Below are 23827 nucleotides of genomic sequence, written 5' to 3' on the forward strand. Positions count from 1 at the left end.
CCGGGCACCGGAAGGTCACTGAAGCAGGCCGCCGAGCACGCCGCCCTGCTGCTGGGAGCCGCTGCCGGCCACCGGAGGCTCCTCCGAGGGCTGGACCACGACGAAGCCCTGACCGGCGAAGCTCATCGTGAACGCCTCACCGGTGCTGCGGCCGAGCAGCGTGCCGAGCCCGAGCTGCTCGGCGCGGTGGTAGCCGGTCTGGAGGTTCGCCGACCAGCAGACCGCCGCCTGCGGGTCCACGTACGTCGGCGCGTCCACGTTGAGCACCACCGGGGTGCCCTTGGTGGTGATGGCGATCCGGCCGTGGCCGGTGAAGACGCAGTTGAACAGGCCGGACGAGGACGCGAAACCGGCGCCGCCGACCATCTTGATGTCGTACTGGAGCGTCGAGTCGAACGCCAGCACGCTGGAGCCGTTGATGGACAGCGCGTCGCCCGGCTCCAGGTCGATGACGTGCACGTCCTTGGCGAAGTCGGCGAGGAAGACGTCGCCGCGCCCGGAGACCTTCATCAGCGGCACGCCCTCGCCGGTGAGCCGCTGCTTGATGAACTTGCCGATGCCGCCGGAGCCGAGCGCCTGGAACTGCACCTGCCCCTGGTAGGCGACCATCGACCCGACCCGGGCCATCGCCTCGCCGTTCAGCTCGATCTTCAGCATCTTGGAGTTCTGCAACCGCATGCCCGGCTGCTGGGACTCCTTCTCAAGGTTCTCCGCGGAGAACAGCGCGCTGCGCATGGGTTTTCCTCCTGCATCAGGATCTGCCTGATCCGCAGGTTAGGGGACCGGCGCAACCGCCGGAATCAGCCGGGCGGGGACGCGCCGGAGGCCGGTCAGCCCCAGCCCAGGGCGTGCAGGCGCTCGTCGTCGATGCCGAAGTGGTGGGCGATCTCGTGCACCACGGTGATCGCCACCTCGTCGACGACGTCGTCGTCGGTGTCGCAGATCGCCAGGATCGGGTTGCGGTAGATCAGGATGCGGTCGGGCAGCACGCCGGAGTAGTCCCAGCCGCGAGAGGTGAGCGAATGCCCCTCGTACAGGCCGAGCAGGTCCTCGCCCGGCGGCGGGTCGTCCTCCACCAGGATGACCACGTTGCTCATCAACCCGAGCAGTTCCTCGGGCACCTCGTCGAGCGCCTCGCCGACCAGTTCCTCGAACCGGTCCCGGCTCATCTCCACGGCCACGCGGCCCGGTCACTCCCTCCGGATCGGGCACACCGCACGGCGAGGGCGCCCCGCAGGACACCCCCGCCGTGCCGTACGCGATGTCAGGCCAGACGGGCGTTCAGCGTGATCTGCGCGCCCGGCGACAGCAGCCGGGAGATCGGGCAGTTCTCCTTGGCCGCCTCGGCGAGCTTGGTGAACTCGGCCTGGTCGATGCCCGGAACCTGGCCCACTGTCTCCAGGTCGATGCGGGTCACCGTCATGCCGGCGTCGGTCTTGTCGAAGTGCACCTTGGCGGTGGTCTCCACCGCCGTCTCCTGGGCGCCGGCGTCGGCGAGCTGCTTGGAGAGAGCCATCGAGAAGCAGCCGGCGTGTGCGGCGCCGATCAGCTCCTCGGGGTTGGTGCCCTCGCCCTCCTCGAAGCGCGACTTGAAGGAGTAGTTGCCGGACAGGCCGCCCTTGCCGGTGCGGACGGTGCCGGACCCCTCGGTGAGGTTGCCCTGCCAGCGAGCGGATGCGGTACGGATAGGCATGGCACCGACGCTAACCGAAAGCGGGCCGCCCCGCACCGGACCTCGGGGTCGCGATCCCGGCCGTCGGGAGCGGGCTGTGCCATGATTCGACGCAGGCCCGCGTACGGGAAGGGTGGCCATGTCGCAGGATCTCCCCGTTCCCCGGCAGGACAAGCGAATCCCCCTGCAGGACAACCGGTCCGACGACACCACGATCGTCGAGTGGGGCGACGCCGAGCCGGAGTCGTCCGGCCGGGCCGCGCGCTCGCTCGCCGCGCTGGGCCGGGACCGCCGCCTGCCGCCCGTGCTCACCGGGCTCGGCGCCGTGGCCGCGATCGCCTCGCTGCTCGGTGAGTGGCTGGCGATCACGGTGCCGGCCGAGGCCCGGGGCGACGACGCGCCCGCCCGGCTGACCGGCGGCATCTCCGAGATCGGCGGGTTCGGTACGGCGTACCTCGTGGGCCTGCTCGGGCTGTCGGTCGCGGTGGGGCTGGCGCTGCGCGGTGCCCCTGCGGTACGGCAGCACGCCCGGCTGGCCGGGCTGGGTCTCGCGGCGGGCTTGCTCGGAGTGCTGGTCGCGACCGCCGGCTCCCTCGAACAACTGGCCCGGCGCATCCTGTTCTTCGTCGGCGAGCAGCGCCTGGAGGTCGAGCACGGACGCGGTCTGGTCAGCGCGTTCGTCGCCGTCGCGCTGCTGGCGGCCGCGCTGCACCTGGCCGGCCGGTCGGCCGGCGGGACGCCCGCCGACGGGGAGCCGGACGACGACCGGCCCGACCGCCGCCGCCGGACGGACGAGGACGACGTGCCACCGGCCCCGGCGGATCTGACGGTGCAGCCCACGGTGCCGTTCGCCGGCCCCGAACGGTCCTACTGAACCAGGTTCGGCGGCCACCGGAGCTTCGCCGCCGATTCGCCGGAAAGCCGTGGTTGCCGCCCGTTCCGCGAGATACGGTTGCTGCCCGCCGTCCCATGGTCGCGGCACCGAGGACCTGGTCGGCCGGCGTGACGGCGGCGGGCGAAGGAGGAACCATGACCCGCCCGGGACTGCCCAAGCTGATCGCCACCGACCTCGACGGCACGCTCGTGCGCAGCGACGAGACCGTCTCCGCGTACACCCATCGGGTGCTGGACCGGGTGCGGTCCGCCGGGATCCCGGTGGTCGGCGCGACCGGCCGTGGACCGCGCCTGACCGAACTCACCCGCAACGACATCCGGGCCGCCGACTTCCTGGTGATGGCCGGCGGCGGCCGGGTGGTGGACCAGAGCGACCCGGAGGGGCCCCTGGTGCTGCGGGACGAGCGGCTGCCCGGTGAGGTGCTGGCCCGGATCCTCACCGACCTGGAGGCGGCGGTCGGCCCGCTCACGGTGATGGTGGAGGCGTCGGACGAGCACGACGCGCCGCTCTGGGGCGACTACCACCCGAGCTGGCCCTACCCGGACCGGTTCGAGGCCCGCAGCCGGGTCGAGTGCCTGTCCTGCGACGTGATCAAGGCGTTCGCGCGTACCGCCGACCACCACGTGGACGAGCTGCTGGCCGCGGCGCGGGCGATCGTGCCACCGGACGTGGCCACGCTCACCCAGGCCGGGCTCGACTTCGTCGAGATCTGCCCGCCCCGCACCGACAAGGCCAGCGGGCTGAGTGTCATCGCCGAGCGGCTCGGCGTGGACCCGGCCGACGTGCTGGTCTTCGGCGACCAGCCGAACGACCTGCCGATGTTCGACTGGGCCGGCTGGGCCCGGGTGGCGGTGGCGAACGCCCACCCGGAGGTGCGCGCCGCGGCGGACGAGATCACCTTGCGCAACGACGACGACGGCGTCGCGGTCTACCTGGACCGGCTACTCTCCCGGTGATGGAAGATCCACCTCGCCTCGTCGCCTCCGACATCGACGGCACGCTGCTGCGCGACGACCGGACGCTCAGCGCGCGTACCGCCGCGGTGCTGGCCCGCATCAACGCCGCCGGCACGCCGGTGGTCCTGGTCACCGGCCGTCCGATCCGCTGGCTCCAGATGGTGTACGAGCAGCTCGCCGAGCCGCTGCCGGCGATCTGCGCCAACGGCGCGGTGGTGTACGACCCGGTCACCGACCAGGTGCTGCGGGCCGACCCGCTCGCCCCGGAGCTGCTGGCGGAGGTGGCCCGGCGCCTGCGCGCCGAGGTGCCCGGGGTCAGCTTCGCGGTGGAGATCGTGGACAGCCGGCAGATGCGGCACGAGGCGCACTACCCGCTGCGCTGGGACGCCGACCTCGACGCGATCCGGGCCGTCGAGTCGCCCGAGGAGCTGCTGTCCGCGCCCGCGGTGAAGCTGCTGGCCCGGGCCGGTGAGCAGGACCCGGACGTCTTCGTGCAGGTGGTGGCGGGCGCGCTGGAAGGGCTGGCCGAGGCGACCCACTCGTCGTACAGCGGGCTGATCGAGATCTCGGCGGCCGGCGTCACCAAGGCGGCCGGTCTGGCCTGGTACGCGGAGCGGCTCGGCATCGGCGAGCGGGACGTGCTGGCCTTCGGCGACATGCCCAACGACGTGCCGATGCTGGCCTGGGCCGGACGGGCGGTGGCTGTCGCCAACGCCCACCCGGCCGTACGCGAGATCGCACACGAGGTCACCGGGCCCAACACCGAGGACGGCGTCGCGGCGTACCTGGAGAAGGTCTTCGGGGTGGACTGAGCGGCCGTGGCGCGTGACGCGCCCCGGCCGACGGGTCACAGGTACTGGCCGGGCGCGTGGCCCTCGCCGCCGGGCATCCCCGGCATGCCCGGAATCACGCCGCCCGGGCCGCTCGGCAGCGCCTGGCGGCCGGAGCGCATCTGCTCCAGCTGGACGCGGGCGGCCATCTGCTGGGCCACCAGCGCGGCCTGGATGCCGTGGAACAGCCCCTCCAGCCAGCCCACCAGCTGGGCGTGCGCGATGCGCAGCTCACCCTCGCTCGGCGCCTGCTGCTCGGTGAACGGCAGCGAGATCCGCTCCAGCTCCTCGCGCAGCTCGGGGGCGAGGCCCTCCTTCAGCTCGACGATCGAGCGCTCGTGGATCTCCCGCATCCGGTGCCGGCTCGCGTCGTCGAGCGGCGCCGCCTTCACCTCCTCCAGCAGCTGCTTGATCATGCTGCCGATCCGCATCACCTTGGCCGGCTGCTCGACCAGACGGGTCGGGTCCTCGCCCTTGCCCTCGTCGGTCTGCACCGTGCCGACCGGGCGGCCGTCCGGCCCGACCACCACCACGGTGCCGGGGATGCCATCGTTGCCCTGTTCGTCGTCGTGTCCGGCGGAGTGCGCTTCGGTCATGGCACCCATCTTTACCCACGCCGACCATGTGCACGCGGCCGGACCGGTGGACGCTACCGTCGCCGCATGCTCTCCGACCCGCGCGAGGTGCTGACCCGCCCGTCCCCGCCCCCGGATGCCACGGTCTCCTACGGCGACCACCCGGACCAGTGCGCCGACCTGCGCCTCCCGGCGGGCGACGGGCCGCCCCGGCCGCTCGTGGTCGTGGTGCACGGCGGCTTCTGGCGGGCGGAGTACGACCGGACCCACACCGGCCCGATGGCGGCGGCGCTCGCGGCGCTCGGCCACCCGGTCGCGCAGATCGAGTACCGGCGGACCGGCCGGCCGGGCGGAGGGTGGCCGCACACGCTCACCGACGTCCGCGCCGGGATCGCCGCGCTGCCGGAACTCGCCGCCGCCGCGCTGCCCGGCCGGGTGGCGCCCGTGCCGCCGATCCTGGTCGGTCACTCCGCGGGCGGGCACCTGGCCCTGTACGTGGCCGCGCACGCCCCGGAGACGGTCGGTGGGGTGCTCGCGCTGGCACCGGTGGCCGACCTCGCGCAGGCGTACCGGCTGGACCTGGACGAGGGGGCGGTGGCCGCGCTGCTCGGCGGCGGCCCGGACGACGTGCCGGACCGGTACGCGGCGGCCGATCCATCGGTATTGGTACCCGTCCGAACACGTACAGTAGTAATTCATGGTGATCGAGATATGCAGGTTCCGATCGCGATCAGCCGGTCCTGGATAGCCGCAGATCAGGCCGCTGGAGGCTCGGCCACGCTCGTTGAGCTGCCCGAATGTGAGCATTTCGGGCTGATCGCACCGGGCTCCACCGCATGGCCCCGGGTCATCGAGGCGTTGCGGTCGCTTCACGATGATCTTCCGGGCATTGACGCAGCGTCGTCGACCAGGTAGAACGCCGAAGGGGTGTGCACCATGGCCGCCCCGTCGGGAAGGAAGTCGGTGGCACAGATGAACCGCAGGCGGGCCCTGCAACTGCTGGCCGCGCTGGGCACCACCGGACTGGCGGCGGGGTGCGGCTCCGGGGACGACTCCGGGGAACAGGCCGGATCCGGCAGCCCGATCAAAGTCGGACTGATCGTGCCCGGCAGCGGGGCGAACAAGGCCATCGGCGACGAGATCACCAACGGCTTCCAGCTCTTCCTCAGCATGCGCGGTCAGCAGATCGCCGGCCACCCGGTCACGCTCGTGACCGCCGAGGAGGGCGACACCGCCGCCACCGGCAAGGCCGCCGTCGACCGGCTGCTCAAGGAGGGCGTGCTCGCGCTCACCGGCGTGGTCAGCCCGACCGTGATGACCGGCATCAAGGACGCGGTCGAGGAGGCCCGGGTGCCCCTGCTGGGCTCCAACGCCTCCCCGTCGACGCTCCAGGGCGTCGTCTACATCTGGCGCACGTCGTACGTGCTGACCGAGCCCGGCGAGGCGCTCGGCGAGTACCTGCGCCAAAAGCTGGACGCCTCCAGCCGGATCGCCATCTTCGGCACCCGCGGCCCCGGCAGCCAGGACGTCATCGAAGGGCTGCGGCGCGCGTACGAGCGGGGCCGCCGGCTCACCGAGGACCCGATCTTCACCGAGGACGACCCCAACCCCTCCCGGTCGCTCTACTCCGGGCCGATCCGCAAGGCGCTCGGGCGCAAGCCGGACGCGGTGTTCTGCCACTACTCCGGCGCCCAGGCGGTGCAGTTCGTCAAACAGCTATACGCCCAGGGCTACCGGGGACCGATCTACGCCCCCGGCTTCCTCACCGAGGGCACCGCGCTCGACCAGCTCGACGACGGGGAGAAGGGCCGCGAGCGCAAGCTCATCGAGTCGTACGGCATCGAGACCGCGCTGAACTACTCGGCCGACCTCAACAACACCGCGAACCGGATCTTCGCCTCGGCCTACCGGAAGACGTTCAACTCGGCGCCCACCACGTACGCGATGGCCTCCTACGACGCCGCGCTGGTGCTGGACAAGGCGATCCGGCTGGCCGGGGGGAACCCCTCGCCGCAGCAGGTCAACCTGGCGCTCGGCAAGGTCGGCCAGGTGGACAGCCCGCGCGGCACCTGGCAGTTCAACCAGACCCGTACGCCGCAGCAGAAGTGGTACCTCCGCCGGGTGCAGACCGACGGCCGGCTGCTCTCCAACGTCGTGATCAACGAGCTGGCGACGCTGGGCTGACCGGCCCCCGTACACGCGCAAGGGCGGTCTCCCACCGGAAGGCCGCCCTTCGCGTCGAGGCGTGGCTCAGTGCCGCAGCTCGGCGATGCAGCACTTCACGCTGCCACCGCCCTTCTTCAGCTCGGCCAGCTCCACCGGGACCGGGTGGTAGCCGGCGGCCTTCAGCTTGCCGGCGAGCCGGGTCGCCTCGTTGTTCAGCACCACGTTGAGCCCGTCGCTGACCAGGTTCAGGCCGAACGCCAGGGCGTCCTCGTCGTCCGCGACGATCCCGTCCGGGAACAGCTGGGCCAGCACCTTCTGACTGGCGGCGGAGAAGGCCCCCGGGTAGTAGACGATGTTCTCGTCGTCGATCGAGGCCAGCGCGACGTCCAGGTGGTAGAAGCGCGGGTCGACCAGGTGCAGCGAGACCACCGGCCGCCCGAGCGCCTCCTGCGCCTCGGCGTGCGCGGCCGGCTCGGTCCGGAAGCCGTACCCGGCGAGGACCAGGCCGCCGTGCGCCTCCGGCAGGTACGCGAAGTCGCCCTCACCCTCGTTGGTCTCGCTCGGCGCGATGAACCGCCAGCCGTGCTGCTCGTAGAACGCCCGGTGCGCGGCGGCCTCGGCGGACCGCTGCTCGTGCTTGAACCGGGCACCGTAGACGGTGCCGTCGACCACGAACGCGCCGTTGGCCGCGTAGACCATGTCCGGCAGGCCCGCCTCGGGAGTCAGCAGGTGCACCTCGTGGCCCAGCCCGACGAGCGTCTCGCGCAGCCGGTCCCACTGCTTGACCGCCAGGTCGGCGTCGACCGGCGTGGTCACGTCCATCCACGGGTTGATCGCGTACTCGACCGTGAAGTGCTCGGGCGAGCACATGAGATATGTCCGCTTTCGCGAGACTCGCTGCTGGTTCACGGTCACCAAGAGTAGGTACGGTACAACTTTGGTAACAGCCACAAGCATTGCTTCCCAGGAGCAGAACGTTGCAGATAGACGCGGTCGACCAGCGAATCATTGCGTTACTCGTCGCGGATGCCCGCGCCTCGTACGCGGACATCGGCAGCCGGGTGTCACTCTCCGCCCCCGCCGTCAAACGACGGGTCGACCGACTCCGATCCGCCGGGGTGATCCGCGGGTTCACCGCCGTCGTCGACCCGGCCGCCGTCGGCTGGACCACCGAGGCGTTCGTCGAGCTGTTCTGCGCCGGCCGGACCACCCCGGCGCAGATCGGCGCCGCCGCCCGCCGGCACCCCGAGGTGGTCGGCGCGTACACCGTCTCCGGCGAGGCGGACGCGCTCGTGCACCTGCGCGCCGCGGACATCTCCCACCTGGAGGAGGCGCTGGAACGGCTGCGCGCCGAATCGTTCGTCACCTCGTCCCGCAGCACCATCGTGCTCTCCCGGCTGGTCGAGTCCCCCGGCGTCGGACCGTCGACGCCTTGACCTCAACCTCGCTTCATGTCGTGCACTGGTGACCGGCTCGAAGCGAGGGGGCGGTATGCGTGCGGTGTGGCTGCGGGAGTTCGGCGGACCGGAGATGCTCGTGCCCGGGACGGCACCCGACCCGGCACCCGGACCGGGCCAGGTGCTCGTCGACGTGGCACACGCGAACATCACGTTCGTCGAGACCATGTTCCGGGCCAGCGGGTTCGGGCCGTTCGGCGCCGAACTCCCGGTGATCCCCGGTAACGGGGTCGGCGGCACGATCACCGCACTGGGACCGGACGTCGACCCGGCGCTCGCCGGCCGCGTCGTGGTCACCGCCACCGGCGGCACCGGCGCGTACGCCGAGCGCGTCGTGGTCGACCAGGGCGCGCCTGTCGCCGTACCCCCGGGTTTGGCGCTCGACACGGCGGTGGCGCTGATGGCCGACGGCCGGACCGCCCTGATGCTGGCCCGCGCGGCCGGGCTGCGGCCGGGCGACCGGGTCCTGGTCGAGGCGGCGGCCGGTGGGGTCGGATCGCTGCTCACACAGCTGGCGGCGGCGGCCGGCGCCACCGTGGTGGGCGCCGCGGGCGGCGACCGCAAGGTGGACGTGCTGCGCGCCGCCGGCCTCGACGTGGTCGTCGACTACCGGCGGGCCGGCTGGACCGGCCGGGTCCGGGACGCCGTCGGCGCCGTCGACGTGGTGTTCGACGGCGTGGGCGGGCCGCTCGCCCGGGAGGCGTTCGACCTGCTGGACCCCGGCGGACGGATGCTCAGCTTCGGGCTGGCCGGCGGCGCCTGGGCGGACATCCCGGCCGAGTCCGCCGCCGCACGCGGAGTCACGCTGCTGAGCCCCCGGCCCGGCCCGGACGAACTGCGCGCCCTCACCGAGGCGGCACTCGGCGAGGGCGCGGCCGGGCGGCTACGTCCGCTGATCGGGCAGCGCTTCCCGCTGGAACGGGCCGCCGCCGCGCACGCCGCGATCGAGGCCCGGGAGACGGTGGGCAAGACGCTGCTCGACGTACGGTAGCCGCGTTCAGAGGTACATGCCGGTGCGGTGCTCCTCGGCCCGGGCCGGCTTGTCGCCCTCACCGAAGAAGCGCTTGCCGCCGAACTCGCCGTGCAGGCGGTCGTCCAGCTCGTCGGCGAGACCGGTCATCACCTGCACCGCGAGCATCAGGTGGGTGGCCTGGAAGTTGCGGCCGAACACCGGGATCGACGCCCACACCGTGTCGTCCGCACAGTAGAGCCGGCCGATCGGCATCCGGTTGGTCAGCTCGGAGAGCTTCACGTAGAGGCGCTCGGTCGGCTCGACCTCGGTCAGCACCGGCGAGAACACGTCCACCAGCGGCGGGTTGTCACGTACCCGGACGAAGACCATGGCCGAGCCGGCCCGGATGTTGATGTCGCCGTCGGAGTCGACCTGGAGCTGGTCGGACGCCGACTTCAGCATGGTCGACACGACGGTGCGGACCCGCTCCTCCAGCGCCAGCACGTCGTTCTCACCGGACTGCGCGGCGGCCGCCGCGGCCAGCGCCTCGTCCAGGTCGGCCTCGACGTCGCGGTCCGGGCCGAACTCGCTGCGGGCGGTACCGAGCGGTTCCACCGGCAGCGCCTCGCCCTCGGCGTCGTGCACGAGGTAGACGAGGAAGGCCGGATGCGGGGCGCCGTAGACGTCCCGCAGCGTCCGGGACAGCACGGCGGCCAGCCGGGTCGCCTCGTCGACGCCGCAGTCCAGCCCGAACTGCTCCCCGGAGCCCGGCACCACACCCGGCGGCGACCAGCCGAGCGCCACCATGTCGGCCACCGCGGCCCGGTCCAGCCGGTAGCCCTGCGGCAGCGTGGCGTTTCCGACCGCGCGGGCCGACAGACGCCCCTCCTCGCCCGCGTCCACGCTCACCGAGTAGACGGCGTCGCCGGTGCCCGAGGCGGTCGGGTCGAGCGTGACCTCCAGGTGCCCACCGGCGGGCAGCCCGCGCAGCCGGTCGGCGAGCGCCCGGGCGAACTCCCGCCAGGCCTCGGTGACCTTGGCCCGCAGATCAGCAGTGGTCGGCTCGTCGAGCAGGATCGACTCGTGGTGCTCCGGCGCGCTGCCGGTGGCGTGGTGCTCCGGCGTGCCGCCGCTGGCGTGGCGCTCCGGCGTGCCGCCGCTGGCGTGGTGCTCCGGCGTGCCGCCGGCAGGCTCGTCGACCGGCGCCGAGGGGTGGTCTGCCGTCATGATCGCCTCCGTCCGTTCCCGCCACCCTACCCACGCGCGAAGGGGACCGAATCCCGCGCGAGGCGCTAATCCCCAGGTGTGGAACCGCCCAGGTCCACCGGCCAGGAACCGGCCAGGGCGCTGAGCCGCTCGGCCGCCGCGGCCGGGTCCGCGCCGCGCCCCACCGCCAGCCCCAGCAGGTACGCGGTGACCGGCGCACCCGGCCGGACCACCTGGTGGGCCACGTCCCGGGCCACGTCGAGCACCGTCGGCACGGGCACCCCCGCCGGGTCCAGGTCCAGTTCGGCGCAGACCGCCGTGACCCAGTCGTCCAGCACCGTCATCTCGTCCACTCCTCCGCCCGGCGTACGTCCTCGTCAGTGTCGCAGTCGAACCAGGGCGGCGGCCCCGAGCCGGACCAGGACACCTCCCGTACGGCGACACCGGCCAGCAGCCCGCGTACCGGCGCCCCGTCGAGCGAGCCGCCCCGCGTCGCGGCGAGCCGGTCGAGGGCGGCCCGCAGGGCCGGCAACCGCCAGACCGCGCAGAGGTGCTGGCGGCGGCCGTCGCCGTCCACGTAACAGGCGAGCGCGGCGTATCGACCGTCCAGGGTCTCCCGCCGGGCGGCGGCAGGTGCGTCTTCCGGCCCGGCGGCTGGCGCAGGCGGCGGGTCGTCGCGGGAGTGACGGGCGTCGAGCGCGGGCGCGTCGTCGCGGGACTGACAGGCGTCGAGCGCAGGCGGCGGGTCGTCGCGGGAGTGACGGGCGTCGAGCGCGCGTCGCAGCTCGGCCACCGCTGCCGTGGTGAGTAGCGGCAGGTCGGCGGCGAGCACGGCGACTGTCGTCGTACCGGGGTCGAGCCACGCCAGCCCGGCTGCCGTAGCGGCCACCGGACCGCCCCCGGGCGGCTCTTCCCGGGCCGTCCGGACTCCCCTGGGCAGCGGGCCGGACGAGCCAACCACGATCCGCTGGTCCGCGTCGGCCACCGCGTCCAGCACCCGGTGCAGCATCGGCCGGCCGCCGACCGCCCGGGCCGGCTTGTCCACCCCGCCCATCCGCCGGGCCGCGCCACCGGCGAGCAGGATCGCCGCGTACCCCGTCACCGCCTCACAGTAGCCACAGCCACGACCGCCGCCTCCCGGCTCGGATCGGCGCCCGGCGTTGTTCGGCGGTTTTCCGACGTTGATCCACTGCTTTTCGCCGGAGTGGTGGCATCCATTGGCCTCCGACACCGCCACTTCGCCGAACTCGTGTCGATCATCGGGGTTGGGTCGGCCGAGGCCGGCCGGGCGGGCCGGCCGGGGGCCGGGGTGGGTGGGGTGGGTGAGGGTGGGAAGACCTGGGGCGAGGTGCGGGCGGCGGGGTGGCCGGGAAGGATGGCGGCATGGGACGGGCGACGGATCGACGTGGTGTGCTGCGGATCGACCTCGACGCGGCCGGGGACGGCCGGGGGCGGATCCGCCGGCAGGACACCCTGGCCGTGGAGGAGCCGCTGGAGATCCGCGTCGGCGCGGCCGGCCCCGGCCGACGCCGGCCGCTGGCGGTGACTATGCGTACGCCCGGCGACGACCTGGACCTGGCCATCGGCTTCCTGCTCACCGAAGGGCTGATCCGGTCGGCGGAGGACGTGCACACCGCGCAGCTCTGCGCCGGGGCGGAGACCCCGAACACCTACAACGTGGTCGACGTGGTGCTCTCGCCCGGCGTGCCGGAACCCGTCACCGACCCTTCGCGCAACTTCTACACCACCAGCTCGTGCGGCGTGTGCGGCAAGGCGAGCATCGAGTCGGTGCGGACCCGCTCGCAGTTCGCGGTGCAGGACGACCCGCTGGTGGTCACCGCCGACCTGCTCGCGGGGCTGCCGGACCGGCTGCGCGCCGCGCAGCGTGCCTTCGACCGCACCGGCGGCCTGCACGCCGCCGGCCTCTTCACCCCCGACGGGGAACTGGTCGTGCTCCGCGAGGACGTCGGGCGGCACAACGCGGTGGACAAGGTGCTCGGCTGGGCCACCCGGGAAGGGCGGCTGCCGCTGGCCGGGCACGTACTGCTGGTCTCCGGACGGGCCAGCTTCGAACTCACCCAGAAGGCGTGGATGGCGGGCGTGCCCCTGCTCGCGGCGGTGTCCGCACCGAGCACGCTCGCGGTCGAGCTGGCCGAGGAGGCGGGGATGACGCTGGTCGGCTTCCTGCGCGGGCCGACCATGAACGTCTACACCGGGGCGGCGCGCGTCGGCGGCTGACGGCTCACCGGCGCGGCCGTCGTCGGCGGCGCCGCAGCACCGCGCCGTCGTCGGAACCGGGCCACCCGTCCAGCGCGGACGGGGCGACTCCGCGCCGGAGTGCCTCGTCGAGCAGCACCGCGAGCGAGTAGCCGGGGTGGGCGGACAGCACCCGTTCCAGGGCGACAGCCGCCAGTGCCCCGTGCCCCGAGCGCCAGGCGGCGAACGCGAGCAGGCAGCCCGGCGCGGCGATCAGGTCCGGCTCGGCGCGTCGCAGCACGTCCGTCCAGAGGCTGATGTCCTCGTCCCGGCCGTCGGTGCGGGACCAGGCGTGGTCGCGTACCGCGACGTGGGTGAGGACCACTGTCAGCCAGGCCACCTCGTCGTCGTCCAGCCGCTCGCCGCGCCGCTGCCGCCGGAAGGCGGCTCGCACGGCCGCCGTGCCCGCCGTCCGCACGGCCCGCGGCTCCCCACCCGATCCGGCACCGCCGTCCGCGACCGGCGACCGCCCATCCGACCCGGGACCGCCGGCCAGGACCAGCGGCTCCCCACCCGACCCGGGACCGTCTGCCGAGACAAGCGGCTCCCCGCCCAGCCCGGGACCGTCCGCCGGGACCAGCGGCTCCCCGCTCAGCCCGGGACCGTCGGCCGAAACCGGGACGGCCTCGCCCAGCCCGGAGCCGTCGCCCGGAACCGGGGACTTCACGTGCGGCCCGGAGCCGTCGGCCGGTGCTCCGCTGACCGGGCTTTCCGCCGACGACGAGGACGGCCGTCCGGTGAGCGCGGCCAGGCGGAGGCGCGCCCGCCCGGTGGCCCGGCGCATGGCGAGCCGGACCGGCCCGTCGAGCGGGGACACCTGCGCCGCGAGCGCGGCCCGGTCGGGCAGGGCCACCTGACCGGCGAACACCGCCGCCGCGCTGACCTGGCTGGCGGCCGGGTCGTACGGGGTGCCCTCGGGCGGGCAGCAGGACGGCTCGGCGCACAGGTACGAGAACCAGCGGCCCTCGGTGACCCGCAGCGCGTCGAGCACCACCACCCCGGTGGCGGTCAGCGCGTCGCCGATCGCGTCCACGACGCCTGTCACCCGGGCGGCCGGACCGTAGCCGACGACAGTGGCGGCGTCGGCGTCCTGCCGGGCCACCACGTGCGCCAGGTGCCGGGCTGCCGGGCCGGGGTCGGCTCCCGGCGCGGGCAGGTCGCCGCGGGCGGCGAAGACGACGCGCCGGCCGCGTACGGCGACCACCACGACGCTGTCGTCGGGATGGAAGCCGAGCAGGTAGGGCACGGCCGCGACCATGTCGGCCGGCGAGCGGACGGAGAGGCGCGCTGGCTCGGTGGAGTTCATGCCGGGAGCGTGGGCGGTCGCGGGTCACCGCGTCCGCCCCTGTGGACGACACGCGGTCCGTCCACAGATACGGAGCGTATCGGTCCAGGTCAACGGTGATCGACGGCGCTTCTCGGCACACGGATGTCCGAGGTAACCGCTACCTTGCGCTCATGGACCTGGCATACCTGCGGGCACACCCGGAGCACCTGCCGACCTTCCTGACCCACCAGCGGATCCGGGAGACCCCGGTCTCCGGCGGTGACATCTGCGCGGCCTCCCGGCTGACGCTCGACGACGGGCACTCGGTGTTCGCCAAGACCTGGCCCGAACGGGCGGCGCGTGCGCTGCCGGAGGGCTTCTTCGCCGCCGAGGCGGCCGGGCTGCGCTGGCTGCGCGAGGCCGGCTCGGTGCCCGTACCGGATGTGCTCGTCGCCCTGCCCGACCTGCTGGCGCTCGACTGGGTGGAGCCCGGCGAACCGACGCCGGAGGCCGCGGAGGCGTTCGGCCGCGACCTGGCCGGGCTGCACCGGGCCGGGGCACCCGCGTTCGGCGCGGACTGGCCCGGGTTCATCGGCGCGCTGCCGCAGGACAACACGCCCGGCCCCGGTCCCTGGCCCGACTGGTTCGCCCGGCACCGGCTCCTGCCCTACCTGCGCATGTCGGTCGACGGCGGCGCGCTCGACGACGCCGGGGCCGCGCTCGTCGAGCAGGTCGTCGACCGGATCGGCGAGTTCGGCGGTGACGAGCCGCCGGCCCGGCTGCACGGTGATCTCTGGCCCGGCAACCTGCTCTGGGGCGCCGACGGCCGGGTCTGGCTTGTCGACCCGGCCGCGCACGGCGGCCACCGCGAGACCGACCTGGCGCAGCTCGCCCTGTTCGGCGGCTCGCCGCACCTGGACCGGATCACGGCCGCCTACCGGGAGGCGTGGCCGCCGGCCGACGGATGGCGGGAACGGGTGCCGCTGCACCAGTTGCATCTGCTGCTCGTGCACACCGCGATCTTCGGCGCGGCGTACGCGGACGCGGTGCGCTCGACCGCCCGTGCCGCCCTCCGTGGGCCCGACCGCGCTACGGTCGACAGATGAGCGCCCCCGGGACGAGCGACGGCGTCCTCGCCGACCGGTACGGCCGTGTCGCGCGGGACCTGCGGGTCTCGCTGACCGACAAGTGCAACCTGCGCTGCACCTACTGCATGCCGGCCGAGGGTCTGCCCTGGCTGGCCGGTCCGCAACTGCTCACCGACGACGAGATCATCCGGCTGGTGGGTGTCGCGGTGTCGCGGCTCGGCATCACCGAGGTGCGTTTCACAGGCGGCGAGCCGCTCATCCGCCCGGGCCTGCCCGGCATCGTGGCGGCGGTCGCCGCGCTCACGCCCCGGCCGCGCATCTCGCTGACCACCAACGGCATCGGCCTGGCCCGGATGGCGCCGGCACTGCGCGCCGCCGGGCTGGACCGCGTCAACGTCTCGCTGGACACGCTGGACCGCGACCGGTTCACCGCGCTGACCCGCCGTGACCGGCTCGCCGACGTGCTCGCCGGGCTGGCCGGCGCGGCGGAGGCCGGGCTGACCCCGGTGAAGATCAATTCGGTGCTCATGCGCGGCACGAACGACGACGAGGCGCCGGAGCTGCTGCGGTTCGCGCTCGCGCACGGCTACGAGCTGCGGTTCATCGAGCAGATGCCGCTCGACGCCCAGCACGGGTGGGACCGCTCGACCATGGTCACCGCCGACGAGATCCTGGCCTCGCTGCACGCCGCGTTCGCGCTGACGCCGGACCCGTCCGAGCGGGGCGCGGCACCGGCCGAGACGTGGCTGGTGGACGGCGGGCCGGCCCGCGTCGGGGTGATCGCCAGCGTGACCCGGCCGTTCTGCGGCGACTGCGACCGCACCCGGCTCACCGCCGACGGCCAGGTGCGCAACTGCCTGTTCGCCACCGAGGAGTCGGACCTGCGCGGCGCGTTGCGCGACGGCGCCGACGACGAGGAGCTGGCCCGCCGCTGGCGTGCCGCGATGTGGGCCAAGCGGGCCGGGCACGGCATCGACGACCCGGCGTTCCTCCAGCCCGCGCGCTCGATGTCGGCGATCGGAGGCTGAGGATGGAACTCACGGTCCGCTACTTCGCCGGCGCCCGCGCGGCCGCCGGACGATCCGAGGAGACCGCATCCGCCGGCCGGTCCCTGGACGAACTCCTCGATGACCTGGCCGCCCGGCACGGCGAACGCCTCGCGGTGGTGCTGAAGGCGGCGAGTTTCCTGGTCGACGGCGTGGCCTGTCATGATCGACGGGCACTGTTGCCGGCCGGGGTGACGGTGGACGTGCTGCCGCCCTTCGCAGGCGGCTGAGGGGGACACACGTGCTGGCCATGGCGACATTCCTGGGCTTCGTCGTGCTCGTGATCGGCCTGATCCACTTCTACCTGTGGAAGCGGCTGGTCCGGGACACCACGCGCCCCGGACGGTGGCGCCGGGCCGGTGGCGTGGCGATCGCGGCGCTGGCGGTGCTCGTACCGGTGACCATGGCCGGCACCCGCAACGGCTGGTACTGGCTGGCCTGGCCCGGCTACCTCTGGGTCGCGCTGATGTTCTACCTGCTGGTGCTGCTGCTGGTGCTGGAGGTGCCGACCGCGGTGGTCCGGCTGGTGCTGCGCCGCCGGGCCCGCTCGGCGGTCGCCGTGGGCCCGGAGCCCGAGCCCGCACTCGTGGGCGCGGCGACGGCGGAGGGCGCGACGCCGCCGCCGGTCGACCCCGCCGACGCGCCGCCGGCCGGTACCCACGCGCCGGACCACGACCCCTCCCGGCGACTGCTGCTCGCCCGCGGAGCGGCGATCTTCGCCGGGCTCACCGCTGCCGGAGTCACCGGGTACGGCGTCCGCACCGCGATGGGTCCGCCGCAGCTCGACCGGGTGCAGATCCCGCTGGCGAAGCTGCCCCGGAGCATGGACGGCCTGCGTATCGCCACGGTCTCCGACATCCACCTCGGGCCGTTGCGCGGCCGGGCGCACACCGAGCGGATCGTCGCGATGATCAACCGGATGGACGCCGACCTGGTCGCCGTGGTCGGTGACCTGGTCGACGGCACGGTGGCCGAGCTGGGCGAGGCCGCCGAGCCGCTGCGTGACCTGCAGTCCCGGTACGGCAGCTTCTTCGTCACCGGCAACCACGAGTACTACTCCGGCGTGGAGGAGTGGGTCCGCGAGGTGGACCGGCTCGGCCTGCGCGTGCTCCAGAACGAGCGGCAGGAGATCCAGGCCCGGGGCGGCGTGCTGGACCTCGCCGGGGTGAACGACGTGAGCGCCGCCGGCACCGGGGTGGCCGCACCCGCCGACTACGCCGCCGCCCTCGGCGACCGTGACCCGAGCCGGCCGGTGGTGCTGCTGGCGCACCAGCCGGTGGCCGCGCAGGAGGCCGCGAAGTTCGGCGTCGACCTCCAGCTCTCCGGGCACACGCACGGCGGCCAGATGGTGCCGTTCAACCTGGCGGTGAAGCTCGAACAGCCGGTGGTCTCCGGTCTCGGCGAGGTCGACGGCACGAAGGTCTACGTCACGAACGGCGCCGGTTTCTGGGGCCCGCCGGTGCGGGTGGGCGCGCCTCCCCAGGTGACGCTCGTCGAGCTGCGCGCTCAATAGCGTGCATGGGCCGCCGAGTCCAGCACCGCATTGCTCAGGTCACCCGTACGCGTGGCGACGGGCGGGCGGGGGACCGGACGTGACAGGATGCGGCGTGCCTCCGTTCAGCGCCGCACCCCCCGGTGGCCTCCCGCCGTACGTCGCGGATCTGCACATCCACTCGAAGTACTCCCGCGCGTGCAGCCGCGACCTGACCCTGCCGAACCTGGCCTGGTGGGCCCGGCGTAAGGGCATCGGCGTGCTCGGCACCGGCGACTTCACCCATCCCGCCTGGTACGACCACCTGCGCGAGACACTGCACCCGGCCGAGCCGGGCCTGTACCGGCTCTCGCCCGAGGCGGAGCGGGACGTCGCCCGGCGCCTGCCGCCCCGGCTCGCCAGTGAGGCGGAGGCGGACCCGGTCCGGTACATGCTGAGCGTGGAGATCTCCACGATCTACAAGCGCGACGACCGTACGCGCAAGGTGCACCACCTGATCTACCTGCCGGACCTGGACGCGGTGGCCCGGTTCAACACCGCGCTGGGCCGGATCGGCAACCTCGGCTCGGACGGCCGGCCGATCCTCGGGCTGGACTCCCGCGACCTGCTGGAGATCACGCTGGAGGCGAGCCCGGACGGCTTCCTGGTGCCCGCGCACATCTGGACGCCCTGGTTCTCCGCGCTCGGCTCGAAGTCCGGCTTCGACGCGATCGCCGACTGCTACGCCGACCTGGCCGAGCACATCTTCGCGGTGGAGACCGGCCTGTCGTCCGACCCGGAGATGAACTGGCGGGTCGGCAGTCTGGACCGCTACCAGCTGGTGTCGAACTCGGACGCGCACTCGCCGCCCGCGCTGGCCCGGGAGGCAACCGTCCTCACCGCGGCCCGCGACTACTTCGCCATCCGCGAGGCGCTGCGTACCGGCGACGGGCTCGCGGGCACCGTGGAGTTCTTCCCGGAGGAGGGCAAGTACCACGCCGACGGGCACCGCCTGTGCGGCGTGAACTGGTCGCCGGAACGGACCCGCGAGGCGGGCGGGCGCTGCCCGGAGTGCGGCAAGCCGCTGACTGTGGGCGTACTCAGCCGGATCGAGGAGCTGGCGGACCGGCCGGCCGGGCATCGTCCGGCGCACGCCCGCGAGGTGACCCATCTGGTGCCGCTGGCCGAGATCCTGGGCGAGCTGAACCGGGTCGGCGCGCGGTCGAAGAAGGTCGAGGGCAAGCTCAACGAGCTGATCGCCGCGCTCGGCCCGGAGCTGGAGATCCTGACGCGTACGCCGGTCGAGGAGATCGGCCGCGTCGGCGGCGAGCTGCTCGCGGAGGGCATCGGCCGGCTGCGCCGCGGCGAGGTGCGCCGGGTGCCGGGCTACGACGGCGAGTACGGCGTGATCACGCTGTTCGACCCGGCGGAACTGGGCGCCTCGGGTGCCCGGGCCGGGCAGGAGACGCTGTTCGACGTACCGGTGCCCGCGCAGCGGCGGCCCGCGGAGCCGGCGCCCAAGCCGAAGGCCAAGCGCCCGGCGGCGGCCCGGCCCGAGCCGAAGCGGACGCCGCCGCCCGCGCCCCCGATCGCGCCGCCGCCGTCCCCGCACGAGCCGTTCGAGCCGATGCTCGCCGGCATGGAGGAGGTCGGCACCGGTCTGCTGGACCGGCTGGACGCGATGCAGCGGGTGGCCGCGTCGGCGCCGGGTGGCCCGCTGCTGATCGTGGCCGGTCCGGGCACCGGCAAGACCCGGACGCTCACCCACCGGATCGCGTACCTGTGTGCGGAGCTGAACGTCTTCCCGGACCAGTGCCTGGCGATCACGTTCACCCGGCGGGCGGCCGAGGAGCTGCGGCACCGGCTGGACGGGCTGCTCGGCCCGGTCGCCGAGGACGTCACTGTGGGCACGTTCCACTCGCTCGGCCTGACCGTGCTGCGGGAGAACGCGGCGGCGGCCGGGCTGCCGGCGGACTTCCGGATCGCCGACGACGCGGACCGGGCGGCGGCGCGCGCCGAGGCCGGTGACGACGACGAGCGGTACACGGCGCTGCTGCGCAAGCGGGATCTGGTCGACCTGGACGAGCTGCTGACGCTGCCGGTGGCGCTGCTGAAGGGCGACCGGAAGCTGGTCCGGGAGTACCGCGAGCGGTGGAAGTGGATCTTCGTCGACGAGTACCAGGACGTCGACGCGGTGCAGTACGACCTGCTGCGGCTGCTCAGCCCGCCGGACGGCAACCTGTGCGCGATCGGTGACCCGGACCAGGCGATCTACTCGTTCCGGGGCGCGGACGTGGGTTACTTCCTGCGCTTCTCGCAGGACTTCACTGACGCGCGGCTGGTCCGGCTGAACCGCAACTACCGCTCCTCCGCGCCGATCCTGGCCGCCGCCGTGCAGGCCATCGCGCCGTCGTCGCTGGTGCGCGGCCGGCGTCTCGACCCGGCCCGGCTCGACCCGGAGGCGCCGCTCGTCGGCCGGTACGCGGCGAGTTCCGCCCATGACGAGGCCGACTTCGTGGTCCGTACCGTGGACGAGCTGGTCGGCGGCCTGTCCCACCGCTCGCTCGACTCGGGGCGGATCGACGGGCGGGCCACCTCGCTGTCCTTCTCCGACATCGCGGTGCTGTACCGCACCGACGCGCAGGCCGCGCCGATCGTGGACGCGCTTGCCCGGGCGAACATCCCGGTGCAGAAGCGCTCGCACGACCGGCTGCGCGACCGTCCCGGCGTGCCGGCCATCGCCCGCGAGCTGCGCCACGCCGGTCTCGACGGCTCGCTCGCCGCCCGGGTACGCCAGGCCGGGCAGATCCTGGCCGAGCGCTTCGCGGTGCCCACGCTGGACGGCTCCGGCGCGGTACGCCCCGAGGACGTCCGCACGGCGGTGGACCTGCTCACCCCGCTGGCCCGGCGCTGCGGCGACGACCTGGAGCTGTTCCTCAACCAGCTCGCCACCGGCGCGGAGGTGGACGCGCTCGACCCTCGTGCCGAGGCCGTCACGCTGCTCACGCTGCACGCCGCGAAGGGCCTGGAGTTCCCGGTGGTGTTCCTGGTCGGCGCCGAGGACGGTCTGCTGCCGCTGCGCTGGCCCGGCTCCGAGCCGGACGACGACGCGGTGGCCGAGGAGCGGCGGCTGTTCTTCGTCGGGCTGACCCGGGCGCAGGACCGGCTCTACGTCAGCCACGCGGGCCGGCGCGCCCGGCACGGCGCGGAACGCGACACCCGCCCGTCGCCGTTCCTCGACGTGATCGATCCGGCGCTGTTCGAGCGCCTGGACGCGACCGAACCCCGCCGCCCGAAGGACCATCAGCTCCGGCTGATCTGACGGCACCTCTCAGGTGAGGACGGCGGCGAGCCACGCGCCGCCGAGCAGCGCCGGGCCGAACGGCACCGGGGTGTCCCGGCGTACCCGGCCGGCGGCGAGCAGGACGAGCACCGCGACTCCGGCGAGCACGTGCGGCAGGAGCAGCCCGAGTCGCAGCGCCGGCCAGCCGAGCCAGCCCAGCGGCAGCCCGAGCGCGGCGGCGAGCTTCACGTCGCCGAAGCCGAGCCGGGCGCGGGGCAGCAGCGCCAGCAACGCGTACCCGGTGAAGGAGAGCGCGGCCCCGGCCACCGCGACGGCCAGGCGGCGCGGTTCACCGGAGGTCGCCGTGGCAGCGGTCAGGCCGAGCCCGCCGGCGAGCGCGACCACGCCGACGAGCGGGTCGGGCAGCCGCAGCGCGGACACGTCGGTGACCGCGAGGACCAGCCCGGCGGCGGCGACCAGCAGCAACGCGGGCAGCGCCGGCTCGCCGCCCCGGGCGGCGGCGAGCCCGCCGAACACCACGGCGCCGGCCAGGGCGAACGCGCCCCGGCGCCCAGCGCCGTCGGCGGGCACTGGGACGAACGACCGGCCGACCGGCACGGCCGCCCACCCGGCCGTCGCGCCGAGCAGCGCGACCCCCGTCACCAGCAGCGCCGACACGGGCCGGGACGCTACCGCCGGGCAGGTTCTCCGGCTGCCCCGTCGACGGCTGGTGGCGGGGACCGGCGGGGTCGCTCGGTGCTCACCACCACCGCCACGCCGACCACGATGACCGCGCCGCCCATCAGCACCTGCGAGGTGATCGGTTCCGCGACGAACAACGCGCCGAGCGCCACCGCGACCACCGGGTTCACGTACGCGTATGTGGAGACCAGGGAGATCGGCGCGTGGGCGAGCAGCCAGACGTACGCGGTGAACGCGACGAGCGATCCGGCCACCATCAGGTAGGCCATCGCCGCCCAGGACCGTCCGGTCACGTCGGCGAAGGAGAAGCCGCGCAGCTCGCCCCGGGCCACGCCGACGAGCGCGAGCACCGCCGCGCCGGCCACCATCTCGTAGACGGTGGCCACGAACGGGTCGGCGGGCATCAGGATCTTCCCGGACAGGTACGAGCCGACCGACCAGCTCGCCGCCGCTGCCACCACTGTCAGCGCGCCGGCCACCGGCACGCCGTCCACCCCGTCGCGGGGCAGCACGAGCAGGACCAGGCCGGCGAAGCCGAGCGCCACCCCGAGGAACGTCCACGGTCGCGGCCGGTCCCCGCCTGCCGTGCGCAGCAGCACCACGAGCAGCGGCACCGTGGCGACGAGCAGCGCGGCGACACCGGAGGGTACGGCGGTCCCCGGTGGCCCGGACTCGGCGAGCACCACCAGACCGTTGCCGCCGGCCAGCAGCAGCACGCCGACGAGCGCGGCGGAGCCGACGCGGCGCGCGGGCACCCGCAGAGCGCCCGGTCCGCGCCGCAGGCGCAGCACCACGGCGAGCACCACCGCGGCGGCGGCGAACCGCATCGCCGCGGAGATGAGTGGCGGCAGGGACTCGACCGCGACCCGGATGCCCAGGTAGGTCGAGCCCCAGAGCAGGTAGACCAGCACGAGGGCGGTCCAGATCAGCGCGGTGCGGGCCGGCGGCGTCGCGGAATCGACGACGTTCGTCGCACTCGTGGGGCGTGAGCTCATCGTGGGACCACGCTACGGTGACCACGGCGTCGGCGTCCCCAGTTGGTGGCCGGCCTCTCAGCACTGGCGTACGCAGGAGGCGTTCATGTCGAACTTCGGTCCACCGGGCGGCGGCTCTCCCGAGCCCTGGGGGCGGCCCGACGACGGCTACGCCCCGCAGCCCGATCCCCGCTACGCGCCGCAGGGCGACCCGCGTTACGCCCCGCAGCCCGACCCGCAGTACGGCCCGCCGCCGGGCGCGCGGCCGTACGGGCCGCCGGCCGATCAGTACGGCCCGCCCGCCGACCAGTACGGGCCGCCCGCCGACCAGTACGGCCCGCCCACGCAGCAGTACGGGCCCGCCGACCGGTACGGGCCGCCGACGCAGCGCTACGAACCCGGTCCGGCCTGGTCCCCCGGGCCGCCGCAGCAGGGCCACCCGGGCGACCCCTACGCCGGGCCGCAGTACGGCGGTGGCCAGCCGCCGTACGCCGAGCCGGCGCCGCCGAAGCGCGGGAAGGGTCCGCTGCTGGTGGTCGTGATCGTGCTTGCCGTGCTGCTGCTGGGCGGCGCCGGGGCGTACTGGATGGTGGGCCGGGACGAGCAGACCCCGACCGGCGGTACGACCGCTGCCACCCCGCCGGCCGCGGATTCGAGCGAGGCGCCGCCGAGCGATCCGGCCGACACGACGCCCACGACGGCGGCCCCGGCCTCCTCCACCGATCCGCGCTTCGTCAAGGCGGGCCAGTGCGTCGCCAACGAGGGTGGCGGCGGCCAGCCGAAGCTGGTGATCGCCGACTGCGCCCCGAAGACGTACGAGGTGCTGCGCCGCATCGACGGTGCGACGAGCGGCAAGAAGGACGCGGAGGCGAAGTGCGGGAAGGTGGCCGGCTACACCGACTGGTACTTCTTCGACAGCGAGCTGGACACGCTCGACTTCGTGCTCTGCCTGAAGCGCCGCTGAGCGCCGGCAGCCTCGCCGGGCACGCTGCGGATCAGGGCCGGTAGCCAAAACTAGGGCTGTCTAGCAT

General features: G+C 74.1%; 25 protein-coding genes. 14 read left to right on the forward strand and 11 right to left on the reverse strand.

The genetic code is table 11. The features are described from left to right. Positions 1–15: 15 nt before the first annotated feature. The 3 genes from M8C11_RS19510 to M8C11_RS19520 all read right to left on the reverse strand — a co-directional run bounded on the left by M8C11_RS19510 (position 16) and on the right by M8C11_RS19520 (position 1693). Positions 16–735 carry an AIM24 family protein gene (locus M8C11_RS19510; RefSeq protein ID WP_064448083.1) on the reverse strand — a complete coding sequence of 240 codons (720 nt, stop codon included), beginning with the start codon at positions 733–735 and terminating at the stop codon, positions 16–18. Between the two features lie 95 nt (positions 736–830). Next, the gene (locus tag M8C11_RS19515) at positions 831–1175 is read right to left on the reverse strand and encodes a metallopeptidase family protein (RefSeq protein ID WP_181726620.1); all 345 of its coding nucleotides are present in this window, start codon (positions 1173–1175) and stop codon (positions 831–833) included. Positions 1176–1264: 89 nt separating this feature from the next. Continuing rightward, positions 1265–1693 carry an OsmC family protein gene (locus M8C11_RS19520; protein ID WP_013289315.1) on the reverse strand — a complete coding sequence of 143 codons (429 nt, stop codon included), beginning with the start codon at positions 1691–1693 and terminating at the stop codon, positions 1265–1267. A 118-nt stretch (positions 1694–1811) separates the two neighbouring features. On the opposite strand from M8C11_RS19520, the gene M8C11_RS19525 reads away from it, so the two are divergent. The 3 genes from M8C11_RS19525 to M8C11_RS19535 all read left to right on the forward strand — a co-directional run bounded on the left by M8C11_RS19525 (position 1812) and on the right by M8C11_RS19535 (position 4335). Continuing rightward, entirely contained in the window at positions 1812–2546 is a 735-nt protein-coding gene (locus tag M8C11_RS19525; protein ID WP_252451796.1) for a hypothetical protein, read from the forward strand. A gap of 155 nt (positions 2547–2701) precedes the next feature. Continuing rightward, positions 2702–3523 carry an HAD family hydrolase gene (locus M8C11_RS19530; protein WP_091413415.1) on the forward strand — a complete coding sequence of 274 codons (822 nt, stop codon included), beginning with the start codon at positions 2702–2704 and terminating at the stop codon, positions 3521–3523. Next, a complete protein-coding gene (locus M8C11_RS19535; RefSeq protein ID WP_187691744.1) occupies positions 3523–4335 on the forward strand; it encodes an HAD family hydrolase in 813 nt (270 codons plus the stop codon). The genes M8C11_RS19530 and M8C11_RS19535 overlap by 1 nt, the downstream gene beginning before the upstream one ends. A gap of 35 nt (positions 4336–4370) precedes the next feature. Here the strand turns inward: M8C11_RS19535 and M8C11_RS19540 are convergent, their stop codons facing one another. Beyond that, positions 4371–4958: a bacterial proteasome activator family protein gene (locus tag M8C11_RS19540; RefSeq protein ID WP_120572567.1), complete on the reverse strand. Its 588-nt coding sequence runs from the start codon at positions 4956–4958 to the stop codon at positions 4371–4373. A 57-nt stretch (positions 4959–5015) separates the two neighbouring features. Here M8C11_RS19540 and M8C11_RS19545 point away from each other — a divergent pair, with 57 nt between their 5' ends. Together M8C11_RS19545 and M8C11_RS19550 are read left to right on the forward strand one after the other, a co-directional pair. Beyond that, a complete protein-coding gene (locus tag M8C11_RS19545) occupies positions 5016–5843 on the forward strand; it encodes a S9 family peptidase (RefSeq protein WP_252451799.1) in 828 nt (275 codons plus the stop codon). Positions 5844–5891: 48 nt separating this feature from the next. Continuing rightward, the gene (locus M8C11_RS19550) at positions 5892–7112 is read left to right on the forward strand and encodes an ABC transporter substrate-binding protein (RefSeq protein WP_120572565.1); all 1221 of its coding nucleotides are present in this window, start codon (positions 5892–5894) and stop codon (positions 7110–7112) included. Positions 7113–7178: 66 nt separating this feature from the next. Here M8C11_RS19550 and ddaH read toward each other — a convergent pair whose 3' ends face one another. Beyond that, on the reverse strand, positions 7179–8012 hold the full coding sequence (ddaH, locus tag M8C11_RS19555) for a dimethylargininase (RefSeq protein WP_199733089.1): 834 nt from the start codon (positions 8010–8012) through the stop codon (positions 7179–7181). Positions 8013–8071: 59 nt separating this feature from the next. Between ddaH and M8C11_RS19560 the strand changes: the two genes are divergently transcribed. Both M8C11_RS19560 and M8C11_RS19565 read left to right on the forward strand, forming a co-directional pair. Then, positions 8072–8530: an Lrp/AsnC family transcriptional regulator gene (locus M8C11_RS19560; RefSeq protein ID WP_013289323.1), complete on the forward strand. Its 459-nt coding sequence runs from the start codon at positions 8072–8074 to the stop codon at positions 8528–8530. Positions 8531–8585: 55 nt separating this feature from the next. After that, entirely contained in the window at positions 8586–9542 is a 957-nt protein-coding gene (locus M8C11_RS19565) for a zinc-binding dehydrogenase (RefSeq protein WP_252451820.1), read from the forward strand. Between the two features lie 6 nt (positions 9543–9548). Here the strand turns inward: M8C11_RS19565 and M8C11_RS19570 are convergent, their stop codons facing one another. The 3 genes from M8C11_RS19570 to M8C11_RS19580 all read right to left on the reverse strand — a co-directional run bounded on the left by M8C11_RS19570 (position 9549) and on the right by M8C11_RS19580 (position 11811). Then, a complete protein-coding gene (locus M8C11_RS19570; protein WP_252451823.1) occupies positions 9549–10730 on the reverse strand; it encodes a YbjN domain-containing protein in 1182 nt (393 codons plus the stop codon). A gap of 65 nt (positions 10731–10795) precedes the next feature. Then, positions 10796–11053 carry a DUF6457 domain-containing protein gene (locus tag M8C11_RS19575; RefSeq protein WP_091415945.1) on the reverse strand — a complete coding sequence of 86 codons (258 nt, stop codon included), beginning with the start codon at positions 11051–11053 and terminating at the stop codon, positions 10796–10798. Continuing rightward, positions 11050–11811 carry a molybdenum cofactor guanylyltransferase gene (locus M8C11_RS19580; protein ID WP_252451825.1) on the reverse strand — a complete coding sequence of 254 codons (762 nt, stop codon included), beginning with the start codon at positions 11809–11811 and terminating at the stop codon, positions 11050–11052. The genes M8C11_RS19575 and M8C11_RS19580 overlap by 4 nt, the downstream gene beginning before the upstream one ends. A gap of 281 nt (positions 11812–12092) precedes the next feature. Here M8C11_RS19580 and fdhD point away from each other — a divergent pair, with 281 nt between their 5' ends. Continuing rightward, positions 12093–12947: a formate dehydrogenase accessory sulfurtransferase FdhD gene (fdhD, locus tag M8C11_RS19585; RefSeq protein ID WP_121683399.1), complete on the forward strand. Its 855-nt coding sequence runs from the start codon at positions 12093–12095 to the stop codon at positions 12945–12947. A 4-nt stretch (positions 12948–12951) separates the two neighbouring features. Here the strand turns inward: fdhD and M8C11_RS19590 are convergent, their stop codons facing one another. Then, positions 12952–14271, reverse strand: coding sequence for a DUF4192 domain-containing protein (locus M8C11_RS19590; protein ID WP_252451827.1), 1320 nt, complete (start codon positions 14269–14271; stop codon positions 12952–12954). A gap of 152 nt (positions 14272–14423) precedes the next feature. Here M8C11_RS19590 and M8C11_RS19595 point away from each other — a divergent pair, with 152 nt between their 5' ends. From M8C11_RS19595 to M8C11_RS19615, 5 genes are all read left to right on the forward strand, one after another. Beyond that, positions 14424–15338 (forward strand): fructosamine kinase family protein, encoded by a 915-nt coding sequence (locus tag M8C11_RS19595; RefSeq protein ID WP_252451829.1) that lies wholly within the window; start codon positions 14424–14426, stop codon positions 15336–15338. Then, positions 15335–16348: a GTP 3',8-cyclase MoaA gene (gene moaA, locus M8C11_RS19600; protein WP_121683402.1), complete on the forward strand. Its 1014-nt coding sequence runs from the start codon at positions 15335–15337 to the stop codon at positions 16346–16348. The genes M8C11_RS19595 and moaA overlap by 4 nt, the downstream gene beginning before the upstream one ends. Before the next feature lie 2 nt (positions 16349–16350). Beyond that, positions 16351–16596: a MoaD/ThiS family protein gene (locus tag M8C11_RS19605; RefSeq protein WP_013289332.1), complete on the forward strand. Its 246-nt coding sequence runs from the start codon at positions 16351–16353 to the stop codon at positions 16594–16596. Positions 16597–16616: 20 nt separating this feature from the next. Continuing rightward, a complete protein-coding gene (locus tag M8C11_RS19610) occupies positions 16617–17879 on the forward strand; it encodes a metallophosphoesterase (protein WP_252451831.1) in 1263 nt (420 codons plus the stop codon). A gap of 94 nt (positions 17880–17973) precedes the next feature. Then, the gene (locus tag M8C11_RS19615) at positions 17974–21159 is read left to right on the forward strand and encodes a UvrD-helicase domain-containing protein (protein ID WP_252451833.1); all 3186 of its coding nucleotides are present in this window, start codon (positions 17974–17976) and stop codon (positions 21157–21159) included. Between the two features lie 9 nt (positions 21160–21168). Here M8C11_RS19615 and M8C11_RS19620 read toward each other — a convergent pair whose 3' ends face one another. Continuing rightward, a complete protein-coding gene (locus M8C11_RS19620; RefSeq protein ID WP_252451835.1) occupies positions 21169–21798 on the reverse strand; it encodes an A24 family peptidase in 630 nt (209 codons plus the stop codon). 11 nt (positions 21799–21809) lie between these two features. Continuing rightward, entirely contained in the window at positions 21810–22817 is a 1008-nt protein-coding gene (locus tag M8C11_RS19625; RefSeq protein ID WP_244933168.1) for an EamA family transporter, read from the reverse strand. A gap of 85 nt (positions 22818–22902) precedes the next feature. Between M8C11_RS19625 and M8C11_RS30585 the strand changes: the two genes are divergently transcribed. Further along, positions 22903–23760, forward strand: coding sequence for a flagellar basal body protein FliL (locus tag M8C11_RS30585; protein WP_308212758.1), 858 nt, complete (start codon positions 22903–22905; stop codon positions 23758–23760). Positions 23761–23827: the final 67 nt, after the last annotated feature.

Origin of the sequence: Micromonospora sp. CPM1 (assembly GCF_023896895.1) — a bacterium.
Taxonomy (GTDB): Bacteria; Actinomycetota; Actinomycetes; order Mycobacteriales; family Micromonosporaceae; genus Micromonospora; species Micromonospora tulbaghiae.

Bases quoted from the DNA above. Each gene is read 5' to 3' on its own strand.
- M8C11_RS19605 (WP_013289332.1), top strand. From the start codon at position 16,351: ATGGAACTCACGGTCCGCTACTTCGCCGGCGCCCGCGCGGCCGCCGGA.
- M8C11_RS19590 (WP_252451827.1), bottom strand. From the start codon at position 14,271: ATGAACTCCACCGAGCCAGCGCGCCTCTCCGTCCGCTCGCCGGCCGAC.
- fdhD (WP_121683399.1), top strand. From the start codon at position 12,093: ATGGGACGGGCGACGGATCGACGTGGTGTGCTGCGGATCGACCTCGAC.
- M8C11_RS19540 (WP_120572567.1), bottom strand. From the start codon at position 4,958: ATGGGTGCCATGACCGAAGCGCACTCCGCCGGACACGACGACGAACAG.
- M8C11_RS19510 (WP_064448083.1), bottom strand. From the start codon at position 735: ATGCGCAGCGCGCTGTTCTCCGCGGAGAACCTTGAGAAGGAGTCCCAG.
- M8C11_RS30585 (WP_308212758.1), top strand. From the start codon at position 22,903: ATGTCGAACTTCGGTCCACCGGGCGGCGGCTCTCCCGAGCCCTGGGGG.
- M8C11_RS19520 (WP_013289315.1), bottom strand. From the start codon at position 1,693: ATGCCTATCCGTACCGCATCCGCTCGCTGGCAGGGCAACCTCACCGAG.
- M8C11_RS19530 (WP_091413415.1), top strand. From the start codon at position 2,702: ATGACCCGCCCGGGACTGCCCAAGCTGATCGCCACCGACCTCGACGGC.
- M8C11_RS19575 (WP_091415945.1), bottom strand. From the start codon at position 11,053: ATGACGGTGCTGGACGACTGGGTCACGGCGGTCTGCGCCGAACTGGAC.
- M8C11_RS19625 (WP_244933168.1), bottom strand. From the start codon at position 22,817: ATGAGCTCACGCCCCACGAGTGCGACGAACGTCGTCGATTCCGCGACG.
- M8C11_RS19545 (WP_252451799.1), top strand. From the start codon at position 5,016: ATGCTCTCCGACCCGCGCGAGGTGCTGACCCGCCCGTCCCCGCCCCCG.
- M8C11_RS19595 (WP_252451829.1), top strand. From the start codon at position 14,424: ATGGACCTGGCATACCTGCGGGCACACCCGGAGCACCTGCCGACCTTC.
- M8C11_RS19570 (WP_252451823.1), bottom strand. From the start codon at position 10,730: ATGACGGCAGACCACCCCTCGGCGCCGGTCGACGAGCCTGCCGGCGGC.
- M8C11_RS19565 (WP_252451820.1), top strand. From the start codon at position 8,586: ATGCGTGCGGTGTGGCTGCGGGAGTTCGGCGGACCGGAGATGCTCGTG.
- M8C11_RS19535 (WP_187691744.1), top strand. From the start codon at position 3,523: ATGGAAGATCCACCTCGCCTCGTCGCCTCCGACATCGACGGCACGCTG.
- M8C11_RS19525 (WP_252451796.1), top strand. From the start codon at position 1,812: ATGTCGCAGGATCTCCCCGTTCCCCGGCAGGACAAGCGAATCCCCCTG.
- M8C11_RS19610 (WP_252451831.1), top strand. From the start codon at position 16,617: ATGGCGACATTCCTGGGCTTCGTCGTGCTCGTGATCGGCCTGATCCAC.
- moaA (WP_121683402.1), top strand. From the start codon at position 15,335: ATGAGCGCCCCCGGGACGAGCGACGGCGTCCTCGCCGACCGGTACGGC.